The sequence below is a fragment of the Enterobacter sp. Y17 genome (assembly GCF_019730495.1).
Taxonomy (GTDB): domain Bacteria; phylum Pseudomonadota; class Gammaproteobacteria; order Enterobacterales; family Enterobacteriaceae; genus Enterobacter; species Enterobacter asburiae_B.
The window spans coordinates 334,128-350,333 of sequence record NZ_JAASKP010000002.1; the positions used below are offsets into that span (position 1 = coordinate 334,128).

General features: G+C 55.5%; 15 protein-coding genes and 1 other RNA gene. 12 read left to right on the top strand and 4 right to left on the bottom strand.

All coding sequences use genetic code 11. The features are described from left to right. Nucleotides 1-39 precede the first annotated feature (39 nt). The 7 genes from tkt to HCH49_RS15980 all read left to right on the top strand — a co-directional run bounded on the left by tkt (nucleotide 40) and on the right by HCH49_RS15980 (nucleotide 8,428). Nucleotides 40-2,031, top strand: a complete 1,992-nt coding sequence (gene tkt / locus HCH49_RS15950) for a transketolase (protein ID WP_221702983.1) — start codon at nucleotides 40-42, stop codon at nucleotides 2,029-2,031. Between the two features lie 340 nt (nucleotides 2,032-2,371). Beyond that, nucleotides 2,372-3,391: an erythrose-4-phosphate dehydrogenase gene (gene epd, locus HCH49_RS15955; RefSeq protein WP_087823222.1), complete on the top strand. Its 1,020-nt coding sequence runs from the start codon at nucleotides 2,372-2,374 to the stop codon at nucleotides 3,389-3,391. A 49-nt stretch (nucleotides 3,392-3,440) separates the two neighbouring features. Then, complete coding sequence (gene pgk, locus HCH49_RS15960) at nucleotides 3,441-4,604, top strand: phosphoglycerate kinase (RefSeq protein WP_023333323.1); 1,164 nt, start codon at nucleotides 3,441-3,443, stop codon at nucleotides 4,602-4,604. 92 nt (nucleotides 4,605-4,696) lie between these two features. Continuing rightward, a complete protein-coding gene (gene fbaA / locus HCH49_RS15965; protein ID WP_029739216.1) occupies nucleotides 4,697-5,776 on the top strand; it encodes a class II fructose-bisphosphate aldolase in 1,080 nt (359 codons plus the stop codon). Between the two features lie 186 nt (nucleotides 5,777-5,962). Continuing rightward, nucleotides 5,963-6,817: a small-conductance mechanosensitive channel MscS gene (mscS, locus tag HCH49_RS15970; protein ID WP_033146600.1), complete on the top strand. Its 855-nt coding sequence runs from the start codon at nucleotides 5,963-5,965 to the stop codon at nucleotides 6,815-6,817. Between the two features lie 143 nt (nucleotides 6,818-6,960). Next, on the top strand, nucleotides 6,961-7,596 hold the full coding sequence (gene argO / locus HCH49_RS15975) for an arginine exporter ArgO (RefSeq protein ID WP_021242063.1): 636 nt from the start codon (nucleotides 6,961-6,963) through the stop codon (nucleotides 7,594-7,596). Between the two features lie 91 nt (nucleotides 7,597-7,687). Next, a complete protein-coding gene (locus HCH49_RS15980) occupies nucleotides 7,688-8,428 on the top strand; it encodes an oxidative stress defense protein (RefSeq protein ID WP_023309114.1) in 741 nt (246 codons plus the stop codon). A 48-nt stretch (nucleotides 8,429-8,476) separates the two neighbouring features. Here the strand turns inward: HCH49_RS15980 and argP are convergent, their stop codons facing one another. Then, entirely contained in the window at nucleotides 8,477-9,370 is an 894-nt protein-coding gene (gene argP, locus HCH49_RS15985; RefSeq protein WP_008499727.1) for a DNA-binding transcriptional regulator ArgP, read from the bottom strand. Between the two features lie 127 nt (nucleotides 9,371-9,497). Between argP and rpiA the strand changes: the two genes are divergently transcribed. Next, nucleotides 9,498-10,157, top strand: a complete 660-nt coding sequence (gene rpiA, locus HCH49_RS15990; protein WP_014885151.1) for a ribose-5-phosphate isomerase RpiA — start codon at nucleotides 9,498-9,500, stop codon at nucleotides 10,155-10,157. 266 nt (nucleotides 10,158-10,423) lie between these two features. Next, nucleotides 10,424-11,656: a phosphoglycerate dehydrogenase gene (gene serA / locus HCH49_RS15995; RefSeq protein WP_023309113.1), complete on the top strand. Its 1,233-nt coding sequence runs from the start codon at nucleotides 10,424-10,426 to the stop codon at nucleotides 11,654-11,656. A gap of 107 nt (nucleotides 11,657-11,763) precedes the next feature. Here the strand turns inward: serA and HCH49_RS16000 are convergent, their stop codons facing one another. The 3 genes from HCH49_RS16000 to zapA all read right to left on the bottom strand — a co-directional run bounded on the left by HCH49_RS16000 (nucleotide 11,764) and on the right by zapA (nucleotide 12,939). Beyond that, nucleotides 11,764-12,360 carry a 5-formyltetrahydrofolate cyclo-ligase gene (locus tag HCH49_RS16000; protein ID WP_032660084.1) on the bottom strand — a complete coding sequence of 199 codons (597 nt, stop codon included), beginning with the start codon at nucleotides 12,358-12,360 and terminating at the stop codon, nucleotides 11,764-11,766. Nucleotides 12,361-12,384: 24 nt separating this feature from the next. Further along, nucleotides 12,385-12,568, bottom strand: a non-coding RNA gene (ssrS, locus tag HCH49_RS16005) — 6S RNA. A gap of 41 nt (nucleotides 12,569-12,609) precedes the next feature. Continuing rightward, nucleotides 12,610-12,939, bottom strand: coding sequence for a cell division protein ZapA (gene zapA, locus HCH49_RS16010; protein ID WP_006811891.1), 330 nt, complete (start codon nucleotides 12,937-12,939; stop codon nucleotides 12,610-12,612). Nucleotides 12,940-13,107: 168 nt separating this feature from the next. Here zapA and HCH49_RS16015 point away from each other — a divergent pair, with 168 nt between their 5' ends. Genes HCH49_RS16015 through ubiH form a run of 3 tightly spaced genes read left to right on the top strand, consistent with a single transcriptional unit; the run spans nucleotide 13,108 to nucleotide 16,206 of the window. Further along, nucleotides 13,108-13,686 (top strand): YecA family protein, encoded by a 579-nt coding sequence (locus HCH49_RS16015; RefSeq protein ID WP_029739212.1) that lies wholly within the window; start codon nucleotides 13,108-13,110, stop codon nucleotides 13,684-13,686. A 31-nt stretch (nucleotides 13,687-13,717) separates the two neighbouring features. Continuing rightward, nucleotides 13,718-15,031 (top strand): Xaa-Pro aminopeptidase, encoded by a 1,314-nt coding sequence (gene pepP / locus HCH49_RS16020; RefSeq protein WP_182932111.1) that lies wholly within the window; start codon nucleotides 13,718-13,720, stop codon nucleotides 15,029-15,031. Beyond that, the gene (ubiH, locus tag HCH49_RS16025) at nucleotides 15,028-16,206 is read left to right on the top strand and encodes a 2-octaprenyl-6-methoxyphenyl hydroxylase (RefSeq protein ID WP_221702984.1); all 1,179 of its coding nucleotides are present in this window, start codon (nucleotides 15,028-15,030) and stop codon (nucleotides 16,204-16,206) included. The genes pepP and ubiH overlap by 4 nt, the downstream gene beginning before the upstream one ends.

Below are 16,206 nucleotides of genomic sequence, written 5' to 3' on the forward strand. Positions count from 1 at the left end.
TCAAGGGCATGGCCTTTAACAGTCCGATCTGGAGTTAAAATGTCCTCACGTAAAGAGCTTGCTAATGCTATTCGTGCGCTGAGCATGGACGCAGTACAGAAAGCCAAATCCGGCCACCCAGGGGCTCCTATGGGTATGGCTGATATCGCCGAAGTCCTGTGGCGTGATTTCCTGAACCACAACCCGCAGAACCCGTCATGGGCTGACCGCGACCGCTTCGTGTTGTCCAACGGCCACGGCTCTATGCTGATCTATAGCCTGCTGCATCTCACCGGCTACGATCTGCCTATCGAAGAGCTGAAAAACTTCCGTCAGCTGCACTCTAAAACTCCAGGTCACCCGGAAGTGGGTTACACCGCTGGCGTAGAAACCACCACTGGCCCGCTGGGTCAGGGTATTGCTAACGCTGTGGGTATGGCGATCGCCGAGAAGACGCTGGCGGCGCAGTTCAACCGTCCTGGTCACGACATCGTTGACCACTTCACCTACGCGTTCATGGGCGACGGCTGCATGATGGAAGGCATTTCTCACGAAGTGTGCTCCCTGGCAGGTACCCTGAAGCTGGGCAAACTGGTTGCGTTCTATGACGACAACGGTATCTCCATCGACGGTCACGTTGAAGGCTGGTTCACCGACGACACCGCAGCACGTTTCGAAGCCTACGGCTGGCACGTAGTGCGTGGCGTTGATGGTCACGATGCTGACTCGATTAAACGTGCAGTGGAAGAAGCGCGCGCGGTGACGGACAAACCGTCCCTGCTGATGTGCAAAACCATCATCGGCTTCGGCTCCCCGAACAAAGCGGGTACTCACGACTCCCACGGCGCGCCGCTGGGTGATGCGGAAATCGCACTAACCCGCGAAGCGCTGGGCTGGAAACACCCTGCATTCGAAATTCCATCTGAGATCTACGCTCAGTGGGATGCAAAAGAAGTAGGTCAGGCGAAAGAAGCGGCCTGGAACGAGAAGTTCGCTGCCTATGCGAAAGCGTTCCCGCAGGAAGCTGCGGAATTCACCCGTCGTATGAAAGGTGAAATGCCGTCTGACTTCGACGCGAAAGCGAACGAATTCATTGCTAAGCTGCAGGCGAACCCGTCTAAAATCGCGAGCCGTAAAGCATCTCAGAATGCGATTGAAGCGTTCGGCCCATGGCTTCCAGAATTCCTGGGCGGCTCCGCTGACCTAGCACCATCTAACCTGACCCTGTGGTCTGGTTCTAAGCCAATCAACGAAAATACTGCCGGTAACTACATCCATTACGGTGTGCGTGAATTCGGTATGACCGCGATTGCCAACGGTATCTCCCTGCACGGCGGTTTCCTGCCGTACACCTCTACCTTCCTGATGTTCGTTGAATACGCACGTAACGCCGTGCGTATGGCCGCGCTGATGAAACAGCGTCAGGTGATGGTCTACACCCACGACTCCATCGGTCTGGGCGAAGATGGTCCAACTCACCAGCCGGTAGAGCAGGTGGCTTCCCTGCGCGTGACCCCGAACATGAGCACATGGCGTCCATGTGACCAGGTGGAATCCGCGGTGGCGTGGAAATACGGCGTTGAGCGTCAGGACGGTCCAACCGCGCTGATCCTCTCCCGTCAGAACCTGGCGCAGCAGGAGCGTACGCCTGAGCAGCTGGCAAACATCGCTCGCGGTGGTTACGTGCTGAAAGATAGCGCGGGCCAGCCAGAGCTGATCTTCATCGCCACCGGTTCTGAAGTTGAACTGGCTGTTGCCGCGTGGGAAAAACTGACTGCCGAAGGCGTGAAAGCGCGCGTGGTCTCCATGCCGTCTACCGATGCGTTCGACAAACAGGATGCCGCTTACCGTGAATCCGTTCTGCCTAAAGCGGTTTCCGCTCGTGTAGCAGTGGAAGCGGGTATCGCTGACTACTGGTTCAAATACGTGGGTCTGAACGGCGCTATCGTCGGTATGACCACCTTCGGTGAATCTGCTCCTGCAGAACAGCTGTTCGAAGAGTTCGGCTTCACCGTTGAGAACGTTGTCGCGAAAGCGAAAGAACTGCTGTAATCGTTTGTACGGTGCGGGCTGATGCCCTCACCCGAGCCCTCTCCCACGGGAGAGGGTGCAAACACTAAAAAACGGTAACCTCTCGGTTACCGTTTTGCTTTTACCTTGCTGCCATTATTCCACCTAAAATGTGACGCAAGTCATATAGCGCGCTTATTCATCTGGACAGACATTCCTTTTATTCCCCGATTCGCTTATTCTTGCTGAAGCGTTTCAGTCGATTAAATGTTCGACAATTGACCAATCAATCGCAGTTTGTGACAGCAAGGATTCCCCTTCGGGCGTAGCTGGATTACTCTTTCAGCCACCTCAAACTCAGGGATTGCTTTGCAGGAGATCTATGACCGTACGCGTAGCGATTAATGGCTTCGGTCGCATCGGACGTAACGTGGTTCGTGCTTTATATGAATCAGGACGTCGGGCGGAAATAACCGTGGTGGCAATCAATGAACTGGCGGATGCTACGGGCATGGCGCATTTGTTGAAATATGACACCAGCCACGGACGCTTTGCCTGGGACGTACGCCAGGAAAGAGAACAGCTGTTTGTGGGTGACGACGCTATTCGTGTGCTGCATGAGAACAGCATCTCCGGGCTACCCTGGCGTGAACTGGGTGTGGATGTGGTGCTTGACTGTACCGGCGTGTACGGCAGCCGCGAACATGGCGAAGCGCATCTGGCAGCAGGCGCGAAAAAAGTCCTGTTTTCTCATCCCGGCAGTAACGACCTCGACGCGACCGTCGTGTTTGGCGTCAACCAGCATGAGCTGCAGGCCGAACACCGCATTGTTTCCAACGCCTCCTGTACCACTAACTGCATTATTCCGGTCATCAAACTGTTAGACGATGCGTATGGCATTGAATCCGGCACCGTGACCACGATTCATTCCGCCATGCACGATCAGCAGGTTATCGACGCCTACCATCCGGATTTGCGACGCACTCGCGCAGCGAGCCAGTCAATCATTCCGGTGGACACGAAACTGGCGGCAGGGATCACCCGAATTTTTCCGCAGTTTAATGACCGATTTGAAGCGATTGCCGTACGTGTCCCGACGATTAACGTCACCGCAATCGACCTTAGCGTGACGGTGAAAAAACCGGTAAAAGCCTGTGAAGTCAACCTGTTGCTGCAAAAAGCGGCACAGGGGGCATTTCATGGTATAGTTGACTATACGGAATTACCGTTGGTCTCAGTAGATTTTAACCACGACCCGCACAGCGCCATCGTCGATGGCACGCAAACGAGAGTCAGTGGCGCACACCTTATCAAGACGCTGGTCTGGTGTGATAACGAATGGGGCTTTGCTAACCGAATGCTTGACACCACGTTAGCAATGGCCGCTCAAGGTTTCAGGTAAGACGCATTGTGCGTCTGCAAAACTTTAAGAATCAACGAGAGGATTCACCATGTCTGTAATTAAGATGACCGATCTGGATCTGGCTGGTAAACGCGTTTTCATCCGTGCCGATCTGAACGTACCGGTTAAAGATGGCAAAGTGACCAGCGACGCGCGTATCCGTGCATCTCTGCCAACCATCGAACTGGCTCTGAAGCAGGGCGCGAAAGTGATGGTCACCTCCCACCTGGGTCGTCCAACTGAAGGCGAGTACAACGAAGAGTTCTCTCTGCTGCCAGTGGTTAATTACCTGAAAGACAAACTGTCCAACCCGGTTCGCCTGGTGAAAGATTACCTGGACGGCGTTGAAGTTGCGGCCGGTGAACTGGTTGTTCTGGAAAACGTTCGCTTTAACAAAGGCGAAAAGAAAGACGACGAAACTCTGTCCAAAAAATACGCTGCACTGTGCGACGTGTTCGTGATGGATGCATTCGGTACGGCTCACCGTGCTCAGGCGTCAACCCACGGTATCGGTAAATTCGCAGACGTAGCGTGTGCCGGTCCTCTGCTGGCTGACGAACTGGAAGCGCTGGGTAAAGCACTGAAAGAACCTGCTCGTCCAATGGTGGCTATCGTTGGTGGTTCTAAAGTTTCTACCAAACTGACCGTTCTGGATTCCCTGTCTAAAATCGCTGACCAGCTGATCGTTGGCGGTGGTATTGCTAACACCTTCGTTGCCGCTCAGGGCCACAACGTGGGCAAATCCCTGTACGAAGCAGACCTGGTTGACGAAGCCAAACGCCTGCTGAGCACCTGCGATATCCCGGTTCCAACTGACGTTCGCGTAGCGACCGAGTTCTCCGAAACCGCAACCGCGACCCTGAAATCTGTAAACGACATCAAAGATGAAGAGCAGATTCTGGACCTGGGCGACGTTTCTGCACAGAAACTGGCTGAAATCCTGAAAAACGCAAAAACTATCCTGTGGAACGGTCCTGTTGGCGTGTTCGAATTCCCGAACTTCCGCAAAGGTACTGAAATCGTTGCTAACGCTATCGCAGACAGCGAAGCGTTTTCTATCGCAGGCGGTGGTGACACCCTGGCGGCAATCGACCTGTTCGGTATCGCTGACAAGATCTCCTACATCTCCACTGGTGGCGGCGCATTCCTCGAATTCGTGGAAGGCAAAGTACTGCCAGCAGTAGCAATGCTCGAAGAGCGCGCTAAGAAGTAAGCCATTCTAGGGCAGGGAAACCTGCCCAATTTTCAGCGCGCTTTTAAGAGCTCGCACCTTTTCTAACGGCCGAAGATACAGGACTAAGCAACATGTCTAAAATTTTTGATTTCGTAAAACCTGGCGTTATCACTGGTGATGACGTACAGAAAGTGTTCCAGGTAGCTAAAGAAAACAACTTCGCTCTGCCAGCAGTTAACTGCGTGGGTACCGACTCCATCAACGCCGTACTGGAAACTGCTGCTAAAGTTAAAGCGCCAGTTATCGTTCAGTTCTCTAACGGCGGCGCTGCGTTCATCGCAGGTAAAGGCGTGAAAACTGACATTCCTCAGGGTGCTGCAATCCTGGGCGCTATCTCTGGTGCGCACCACGTACACCAGATGGCTGAGCACTACGGTGTTCCAGTTATCCTGCACACTGACCACTGCGCGAAGAAACTGCTGCCGTGGATCGACGGTCTGCTGGACGCGGGTGAAAAACACTTCGCGGCTACCGGTAAGCCACTGTTCTCTTCTCACATGATCGACCTGTCTGAAGAGTCACTGCACGAAAACATCGAAATCTGCTCCAAATACCTGGCGCGCATGGCCAAAATGGGCATGACTCTGGAAATCGAACTGGGTTGCACCGGTGGTGAAGAAGACGGCGTGGACAACAGCCACATGGACGCTTCTGCACTGTACACCCAGCCTGAAGACGTTGATTACGCTTACACCGAGCTGAGCAAAATCAGCCCACGCTTCACCATCGCAGCGTCCTTCGGTAACGTACACGGCGTTTACAAACCAGGTAACGTGGTTCTGACCCCGACCATCCTGCGTGATTCTCAGGAATATGTTTCCAAGAAACACAACCTGCCGCACAACAGCCTGAACTTCGTCTTCCACGGCGGTTCCGGTTCTTCTGCTCAGGAAATCAAAGACTCCGTAAGCTACGGCGTAGTGAAAATGAACATCGATACCGACACCCAGTGGGCAACATGGGACGGTATCCTGCAGTACTACAAAACCAACGAAGCTTACCTGCAGGGTCAGCTGGGCAACCCGAAAGGCGAAGACCAGCCGAACAAGAAATACTACGATCCACGCGTATGGCTGCGCGCTGCCCAGACTTCAATGATTACTCGTCTGGAGCAGGCATTCAAAGAACTGAACGCGGTAGACGTTCTGTAATTTGAGCTGCTAACAGCATCAGAAGGCCCGCAAATGCGGGCCTTTTTTTATGCTTTTTCAATACTCTGCCAGGCCGGTTTTTGTGATCTGTTTGGCAAACCCGGCGCTTTTTGTTTACCCTTTACGGACCTGCCTGTCTCCATGGGGGATGGATTTTGTGTTTTGGTTTAACAAAAGGAAGAATAAATGGAACAACTCGATGTTGTAGACAGCATCAATAACGCCGGTAACTGGCTGGTGCGCAACCAGGCGCTGCTGCTGAGCTATGCCGTGAACATCGTCGCGGCGATTGCCATCATCATCGTCGGGATGATCGTGGCGCGCATTGTATCGAACACGGTTAACCGCGTAATGCTGGCACGTAATATTGACGCCACGGTGGCTGACTTCCTCTCCGCGCTGGTGCGCTACGGCATTATCGCCTTTACGCTGATTGCGGCGCTGGGCCGTGTGGGCGTGCAGACCGCTTCCGTCATTGCCGTTCTCGGTGCCGCCGGTCTGGCCATTGGTCTGGCGCTGCAGGGCTCGCTGTCAAACCTGGCGGCTGGCGTTCTGCTGGTCACCTTCCGTCCGTTTCGCTCCGGCGAATACGTTGACCTTGGCGGCATTGCCGGAACCGTGCTGCAGGTGCAGATTTTCTCAACGACCATGCGTACCGTCGATGGTCGCATCGTGGTCGTGCCGAACGGGAAAATCATCGCGGGCAACATCATTAACTTCTCCCGTGAACCGGTGCGTCGTAACGAGCTGATTATCAGCGTGGCGTACGACTCCGACATCGATCAGGTGAAGTCGCTGATTAGCAACATCATCGCCTCAGACGATCGCATTCTGAAAGATAAAGAGCAGACGGTTCGCCTGAACGAGCTGGGCGCTTCCTCCATTAACTTCGTGGTGCGTATCTGGAGCAAAAGCAGCGATCTGCAAAACGTGTACTGGGACGTTCTGGAACGCATTAAGCGCGACTTCGACGCCAACGGCATCAGCTTCCCGTACCCGCAGATGGACGTAAACGTCAAAAAAGTCAAAGAAGCCGAATAACTTCTTGCAGGCCCGGTAAGCGTTAGCGCCACCGGGCTTTATTTTTATAAGTGCTGCTAATCCCCAATTAATATTATCAATTTCCTCTAATGTGATTCGCGCAGTATAGTCTCCTTCCTGGACAATACTGTGAGAATTTCGTCATGTTATCTTATTACTTTCAAGGGCTTGCCTTAGGTGCGGCCATGATCCTTCCCCTTGGCCCGCAAAATGCGTTTGTGATGAACCAGGGCATTCGCCGCCAGTATCATCTGATGATTGCCCTGCTGTGCGCGGTAAGCGATTTACTGCTGATCTGTGCCGGGATTTTTGGCGGCAGCGCATTGCTCATGCAGTCTCCCTGGCTGCTGGCGCTGGTCACCTGGGGCGGCGTGGCGTTTCTGCTCTGGTACGGTTTTGGTGCACTGAAAACCGCGATGAGCAGCAACCTCGAACTGGCGAGTGCGGAAGTCATGAAGCAGGGCCGCTGGAAGATTATCGTCACCATGCTGGCGGTCACCTGGCTTAATCCGCATGTTTATCTGGACACCTTCGTGGTGCTGGGCAGCCTGGGCGGGCAGCTGGACGTTGAGCCGAAACGCTGGTTTGCGCTGGGTACGGTTAGCGCCTCTTTCCTCTGGTTCTTTGGTCTCGCCATTCTGGCTGCATGGCTGGCTCCTCGTCTGCGTACGGCCAAAGCCCAGCGCATCATTAATACGCTGGTGGGGCTGGTGATGTGGTTTATTGCTTTTCAGCTGGCAAAAGAGGGGATTCACCACGTACAGGAATTGTTCAACTAATCCTTGTCTTATGGACAACTGAACAAGACCCGCTAAGCTTGCTGGCATGCGCCCTGTTAATGGGCACTCTTCGCAACATGGAGGAATAACAGTGAAGTTTAAGGTGATGGCCCTGGCGGCATTAGTAAGTTTTGGTGCGGTGTCGGTGCAGGCAAGTGAACTGCCGGATGGCCCGCACATCGTCACTTCAGGCACCGCAAGCGTGGACGCGGTACCCGATGTCGCAACGCTGGCAATTGAAGTCAATGTATCTGCGAAAGATGCGGCATCTGCCAAGAAGCAGGCTGACGATCGTGTTGCGCAATACCTCTCTTTCCTCGAGCAGAACGGTGTCGGTAAAAAAGATATCAACTCCGCGAACCTGCGTACTCAACCCGATTACGACTACCAGAATGGTAAAAGCATCCTGAAAGGCTACCGTGCCGTGCGTACCGTCGAAGTGACCGTGCGTCAGCTGGATAAGCTTAACTCGCTGCTGGATGGCGCGCTGAAGGCGGGTCTGAACGAAATTCGTTCCGTGTCGCTGGGCGTTGCGCAACCGGAGAAATACAAAGACGAAGCGCGTAAAGCGGCGATTGATGATGCCATTCACCAGGCGGAACAGCTGGCTTCTGGCTTTAAGAGCAAGCTCGGCCCGGTTTACAGCGTGCGTTACCACGTCTCTAACTACCAGCCAAGCCCGATGGTGCGGATGATGAAGGCTGATGCAGCCCCGGTATCTGCTCAGGAAACTTACGAACAGCCAACCATTCAGTTCGACGATCAGGTGGATGTGGTCTTCCAGCTGGAGCCAACCCAAACTCAGCAAACTGAGGCGGCTAAGGCGCAGTAATTTGCCCTCACCCTAACCCTCTCCCGCAGGGAGAGGGAATTCAATCGATTAATCCTGTCTCAACACCTTGTGCCCGTAGGCCAGCAGCGCGTCGGTGACGTTGCGCATCATGCGGCTTTCTGGCGCAAACCGGTGCCAGTAGAGCATCCGGCGCTGATATAGCCCCGGCGTGAGGTCAATCAGCTCACCGCTTTTCAACTCTTTCTCAATCTGCAGATGCGGGATCATGCAGCAGGTGGTGCCCTGACGCGCAAGCTGCACAAAGGCTTCAGACGAGTTGACGATATGGCACGGCACGCTGCCCGGCGGCAGATCGAAGTTTTGCTGCAGGAACGCCTGATGCATATCGTCCAGATGGTCGAACGCCACGGCAGGGGCTTTCAGCAGCGCGGCGCGGGTGACGCCGTTCGGGAAGTAGCGCTCGGCAAAGGCTTTTGAACCCACAAACAGGTAGTCCAGCGCGCCCAGCTGATCGACAAGACAGCTTGGCAGCGCCTGAGGCTGAATACTGACTGCCCCAACCACTTCACCGCGACGCAGGCGCTCCTGGGTACGGGTTTCATCTTCAACCTGTAAATTCAGACGGATAGGGGAATCCGCTAATACCGGCGCAAGGGCCGGCAGCAGCCAGGTTGCCAGGCTGTCGGCGTTAACTGCCAGAGAGAGCAGCAGCGGCGTAGAGCCCGTTTGTTCGTCACCCAGCCACTCGTCTTCCAGCAGTTCAACCTGGCGCAGCAGGGCGAGAAGCTTTTGCCCTTGCTCGGTTGGACGTGGCGGCACGGTACGCACCAGCAGCGGTTGGCCGAACATGTTTTCAAGCTGTTTGATACGCTGTGATACGGCGGACTGGGTGATGCAAAGCTTTTGCGCCGCGCGCTCAAAACCGCGTTCACGAATAACTGCATCAAGTGCCTGTAGTGTTCTGTAGTCCGGACGTTTCATTGCTCTGGCTGGCTCCTTAATTTTGCTTATTCTGCACTATGACACAATTTTCCCTTCGTGGCAGACGAATTCCATTCGACGTGTTCTATAATGCGCCCTGAGTTTTCACACCACAGGCAAAACGATCATGACGCAGGATGAACTGAAAAAAGCAGTAGGATGGGCCGCTCTCCAGTACGTGCAGCCGGGTACCATTGTCGGTGTCGGTACGGGATCAACCGCGGCACACTTTATCGATGCACTGGGCACGATGAAGGGGCAAATCGAGGGCGCGGTTTCCAGCTCTGATGCTTCCACGGAAAAGCTGAAAAGCCTCGGCATCACCGTTTTCGATCTCAATGAAGTGGATCGTCTGGGGATTTACGTTGATGGTGCGGATGAAATCAACGGCCACATGCAGATGATCAAAGGCGGCGGCGCGGCGCTGACGCGCGAGAAGATCATCGCCTCCGTTGCGGACAAGTTTATCTGCATCGCGGACGCCTCCAAGCAGGTCGACATTCTGGGTAATTTCCCGCTGCCGGTCGAAGTGATCCCAATGGCGCGTAGCGCGGTTGCCCGTCAGCTGGTGAAGCTGGGCGGTCGTCCGGAATACCGTCAGGGCGTAGTCACCGATAACGGTAACGTGATCCTCGACGTTCACGGTCTGGAAATTCTTGACGCGATTGCGCTGGAAAATGCCATCAACGCTATCCCAGGCGTAGTGACCGTAGGGCTATTCGCCAACCGTGGCGCGGATGTGGCGCTGATCGGCACCGCTGACGGCGTGAAAACCATCGTAAAATGATCTGACGGGGGGAGTCCTCCCCCCGCTAAAAAATTTTTGAAAAGCTAAATTCGGTGACTTGTGTCACGTTTTTACGCCTCATTTGCCGATCCTGCCGCGTTTGTAAATTTCCATAGCATTTTCCTCTGACATTTTGCTCTGTATGACTTTTCTTCAGAGTGCCGACGCAAACGTTCATATTGCTGCAATAGTTTTTTTTGATATGTTGGCTACAGCGGATTCATATCCAGCACAACATCAGTTCAGACAAAAACAGGGTCGGGTAAATGGCAAAGGTATCACTGGAGAAAGACAAGATTAAATTCCTGCTGGTCGAGGGCGTGCATCAAAAAGCAATCGATAGCCTTCGTGCGGCAGGTTACACCAACATCGAATTTCACAAAGGCGCGCTCGATACCGAAGAGCTGAAAGCGTCCATCCGTGATGCCCACTTCATTGGCCTGCGATCCCGTACTCACCTGACTGAAGAGGTTATTGCCGCGGCGGAAAAGCTGGTGGCTATCGGCTGCTTCTGTATCGGTACCAACCAGGTTGACCTGAATGCTGCCGCCAAACGCGGTATTCCCGTCTTCAACGCCCCGTTCTCCAACACCCGTTCCGTGGCGGAGCTGGTGATTGGCGAACTGCTGCTGCTGCTGCGCGGCATTCCTGAAGCGAACGCCAAGGCGCACCGCGGCGTGTGGAACAAACTGGCGTCCGGCTCATATGAAGCGCGTGGTAAAAAACTGGGGATTATCGGTTACGGCCACATCGGTACGCAGCTCGGTATTCTGGCGGAATCCCTGGGTATGCACGTGTTCTTCTACGATATCGAAAGCAAGCTGCCGCTGGGCAATGCGACCCAGGTTCAACACCTTTCTGACCTGCTGAACATGAGCGACGTGGTGAGCCTGCACGTGCCGGAAAATGCGTCTACTAAAAACATGATGGGCGCGGAAGAGCTGGCGCTGATGAAGCCGGGCTCACTGCTGATCAACGCCGCGCGCGGCACGGTTGTCGATATCCCGGCCCTGGCGGATGCGCTGAAGCGTAAGCACCTGGCGGGCGCGGCCATCGACGTCTTCCCAACGGAGCCAGCGACCAACAGCGATCCGTTTACCTCTCCGCTGTGCGAATTCGACAACGTGATCCTGACGCCGCACATCGGCGGCTCTACCCAGGAAGCGCAGGAGAATATCGGCCTGGAAGTAGCGGGTAAGCTGAGCAAATATTCCGACAACGGTTCTACGCTCTCTGCCGTGAACTTCCCGGAAGTGTCTCTGCCGCTGCACGGTGGTCGTCGTCTGCTGCACATCCACGAAAACCGTCCTGGCGTGCTGACCGCGATCAACCAGATCTTTGCCGAGCAGGGCGTCAACATTGCCGCACAGTATCTGCAAACGAACTCGCAGATGGGCTACGTGGTCATTGATATCGAAGCGGATGACGATGTTGCTGAGAAAGCGCTGCAGAGCATGAAGGCGATTCAGGGGACGATTCGCGCGCGTCTGCTGTACTGATGGTGCGAGATAAATGCAAAACGGTAACGATAGTTACCGTTTTTTATGTTTTCACCCTCTCCCTGTGGGAGAGGGCTGGGGGGAGGGCATCAGGCCGCACGCCTGTTTCACCACTCCCATAACTTCGATGGCGTCACTACCGCCGGCAACGGCACATCCCACTTCTCCACCGGCAACGCCTCTACGCCCTGACAATCATGCGCATAACCCACCGGCTGCAACCCGTACTGCTGCCAGTTTTGCAGCGTCCGGTCGTAAAAACCGCCGCCCATCCCTAAACGCTGGCCCTGTTCATCAAACGCCACCAGCGGTGTAATCAATACATCCAGCTGTGACAGCGGGAGCACGTCGCGCACGTCGAGTTTCGGTTCGGTGATTTTCAGGCGATTTACCACCAGTTCGCTGTGCGGATGGTAGTGCAGAAACAGCAAATTACCTTCGCTGAACGGGTGCAGCACCGGCAGATAGACCTTCTTCCCGGCGCGCCAGAGCTGTTCTATCAGCGGTTGGGTATCCAGCTCTCCATCAAATGACAGAAATAGCGCAACGGTGTGCGCCATCACGACAGGGGGATACGCCATCATGCGGGCGGCGGCCTGCTGGGCAAAATGCGCTTGCTGATCGGCGGTTAACGCACGGCGGCGCTGACGAATTAACTGACGGATGTCCTGGCGTGAAGCAGAAACTTCAGGGAATTGGGTCATGGTAGTCGGTAGAAGAAAAGAGAGGGAATCTCCGAGATGCCGCCGCAGGCTGTAACCCTTGAACCCTTGGTTCAAGGTGAATGTGTCGTCATAGTTTTAAGGCTTCTCGGACGGACCGAGCATGCTCACCAACCATGGAGCGCCACATTCTTGTGGTATGAAATATCGGCTCAGGGGACTGGCCCGCTTGCGAACATCTCAGAGAAATTTTGTCTTCACAGTTACTCTACCATAGTCAACTGAGAAGTGTTATTCAAACTTTGGTCCCGGTCTTTCGGGATTGCGACCTTGATCAAGCAATGCCTGTTCTATGGTCTGCTGGAGCATTTTAATGCGCTGCTCCATGCTTGCCGCGTAGTCGCGGGTCTTCGCTTTTTCCTGAGTCAGTTCATAGCTGATGTTCAACGCGGCGATGAAAACCAGCTGCTCAGTATTTGTGACTCTAGTGCGTTCTTTTAGATCTTGCAACCGCTGATTCAAATCGTCCGCTGCCTGATTCAAAGCATCCCTTTGTTCAGGCGGACAATTCACTCGCAGTGAACGGCCAAAAATCTGGAGATCGACGGGTTGTGCAGACATGCCACCTTCCTGCTGATTGACTGCGCTGCCTTCGCTTACTGCCCCGGGGGCTGCGAAGGGGCGACACTATAGCTACCCTGATGTGAAGATACAAGCCCTTTTCTGGTATCACCAGGGTCCAAAGTGGTAGCATATCATGAAACTTCCCCCCTTTGATGACGAATGCTCATGTCTATACAGAACGAAATGCCTGGTTACAAGGATTTAAACCAGTTACTGAACCAGCAGGGAGTCGGTTTAACCCCTGCCGAAATGCACGGTCTGATCAGTGGCATGCTGTGCGGCGGAAACAGCGACAGCTCATGGCAGCCGCTGATCCACGACCTCACGAATGAAGGGCTGGCGTTTGGTCACGAGCTGGCGGAAGCGCTGCGTAAAATGCACGCCGCAACCAGCGATTCGCTGGAAGACGATGGCTTCCTTTTTCAGCTTTATCTGCCTGAAGGCGACGACGTCAGCGTGTTCGATCGCGCCGATGCGCTGGCTGGCTGGGTAAACCACTATCTGCTGGGGCTCGGCGTGACGCAGCCTAAACTGGATAAAGTGACCGGCGAAGCGGGTGAGGCGATCGACGACCTGCGTAACATCGCCCAGCTCGGCTACGATGAAGACGAAGACCAGGAAGAGCTGGAAATGTCTCTTGAAGAGATTATTGAGTACGTGCGCGTGGCGGCACTGCTGTGCCACGACAACTTCACGCGCTCACAGCCGACCGCGCCGGAAGTCCGCAAGCCAACCTTACATTAAGAAAAATAACGCACAGGAGGGTGTCATGGTTATCTCGAGTCAAGAGTATTCGCGCCGCCGTCAGGCGCTGCTGGCAACAATGCAGCCGGGCAGCGCCGCGCTGATTTTTGCTGCGCCCGAAGTCACGCGCAGCGCCGACAGCGAATATCCCTATCGCCAGAGCAGCGATTTCTGGTACTTCACCGGCTTTAACGAGCCGGAAGCGGTGCTGGTGCTGATTAAGAGCAATGACACCCACAATCACAGCGTAATTTTCAACCGCGTGCGCGATCTGACGGCCGAAATCTGGTTTGGCCGCCGCCTGGGCCAGGAGGCCGCACCGGCGAGGCTGGGCGTTGACCGCGCGCTGGCGTTTAGCGAAATCAACCAGCAGCTCTATCAGCTGCTTAACGGCCTCGACGTGCTCTATCACGCGCAGGGTGAATATGCCTACGCCGATGAGATTGTTTTCACCGCGCTGGATAAGCTGCGCAAAGGCTCGCGGCAGAACCTGTCCGCGCCGGCCACGCTGACGGACTGGCGTCCGGTGGTGCATGAAATGCGCCTGTTCAAGTCTGAAGAAGAGCTGAATTTGATGCGCCGTGCGGGCGAAATCAGCGCCCTGGCGCACACCCGCGCCATGGAAAAGTGCCGTCCCGGGATGTTCGAATACCAGCTGGAAGGCGAAATTCATCATGAATTTAACCGCCACGGCGCGCGTTATCCCTCCTACAACACCATTGTTGGCGGCGGAGAAAACGGCTGCATTCTGCACTACACCGAAAACGAAAGCGCGCTGCGCGACGGCGATCTGGTCCTGATTGACGCCGGTTGCGAATATCAGGGCTACGCGGGAGACATCACCCGTACTTTTCCGGTGAATGGTAAATTCTCACCGGCACAGCGCGCCATTTACGACATCGTTCTCGAGTCGCTTGAGACGGCGCTCAGGCTGTATCGTCCCGGTACCTCCATGCAGGAAGTGACCGGCGAAGTGGTGCGCATCATGATTACCGGTCTGGTCAGGCTCGGGATCCTGAAAGGGGAGGTCGACACCCTGATCGCTGAAAATGCGCATCGACCATATTTCATGCACGGCCTGAGCCACTGGCTAGGGCTGGATGTGCATGACGTTGGCGCGTACGGCACCGACCGTTCGCGCGTGCTGGAGCCGGGCATGGTGTTAACCGTGGAGCCAGGCCTGTATATCGCGCCGGATGCCGACGTGCCTGAAGAGTACCGCGGGATTGGCATTCGTATCGAAGATGACATCGTCATTACCGAAACCGGTAACGAAAACCTGACCGCGAGCGTCGTGAAAAACGCTGACGATATCGAGGCGCTGATGGCAGCGGCACGCGCATGAGCGTGATTATCGTTGGCGGCGGCATGACCGGGGCCACGCTGGCGCTGGCCATTTCGCATTTGACGAAGGGGCAGCTTCCGGTGCACCTGGTTGAAGCTATCGCACCGCAGGCGAAGAATCATCCCGGTTTTGATTCGCGCGCGATTGCCCTGGCGCAGGGCACCTGCCAGCAGCTGTCCCGCATTGGCATCTGGCAGGCCATCGCTGATTGCGCGACGGCAATTAAAACCGTTCACGTAAGCGATCGCGGCCATGCTGGCTTTGTCACGCTGGACGCGCAGGATTACCGCATTGACGCGCTGGGTCAGGTTGTCGAGCTGCACGACGTCGGATTGCGTCTGTTTCGTCTGCTCCAGGATGCGCCGGGCGTCACGCTGCATTGTCCGGCGCGCGTGGCCAGCGTGAGCCGCAGTGAGGCGTCGGTCAGCGTGACGCTTGAAAACGGCACCGTGCTTGAAGGCCAGCTTCTGGTCGCCGCGGACGGCTCGCGCTCATCGCTCGGCGCCCAGTGCGGCGTGGAGTGGCGTCAGCAGCCTTACGGGCAGGTTGCGGTCATTGCGAACGTCGCGACCGCAGCTGAACACCACGGCAGGGCGTTTGAACGCTTTACGCAGCATGGCCCGCTGGCGATGTTGCCGATGTCGGACGGGCGCTGTTCCCTGGTCTGGTGTCACCCGCAGGATAAGGCCGAAGAGGTTAAAGCCTGGTCAGACGAACGTTTTTGTACCGAGCTGCAGAAAGCCTTTGGCTGGCGGCTGGGGCGTATTACCCATGCTGGACAGCGGGCGGTTTACCCGCTTTCGCTGACTACTGCCTCTCAGTCCATCTCCCATCGTCTGGCGCTTGTCGGTAATGCCGCTCAGACGCTGCACCCCATCGCGGGGCAGGGGTTCAACCTTGGCCTGCGGGATGTTATGAGCCTGGCGGAAACCCTTTCGCAGGCGTGGGGCGAACAAAAAGACTGTGGCGCATACCCGGTGCTCAGCCATTACCAGAAGCGCCGCCAGGTGGATAAAGAGGCGACGATTGGCGTCACCGACGGCTTAGTCCATCTCTTTGCCAATCGCTGGGCGCCGCTGGTTGCGGGTCGCAACCTCGGGCTAATGGCGATGGAATTATTCATTCCGGCACGTGACGTGCTGGCGCAGCGGACTCTTGGTTGGGTCGCGCGTTAA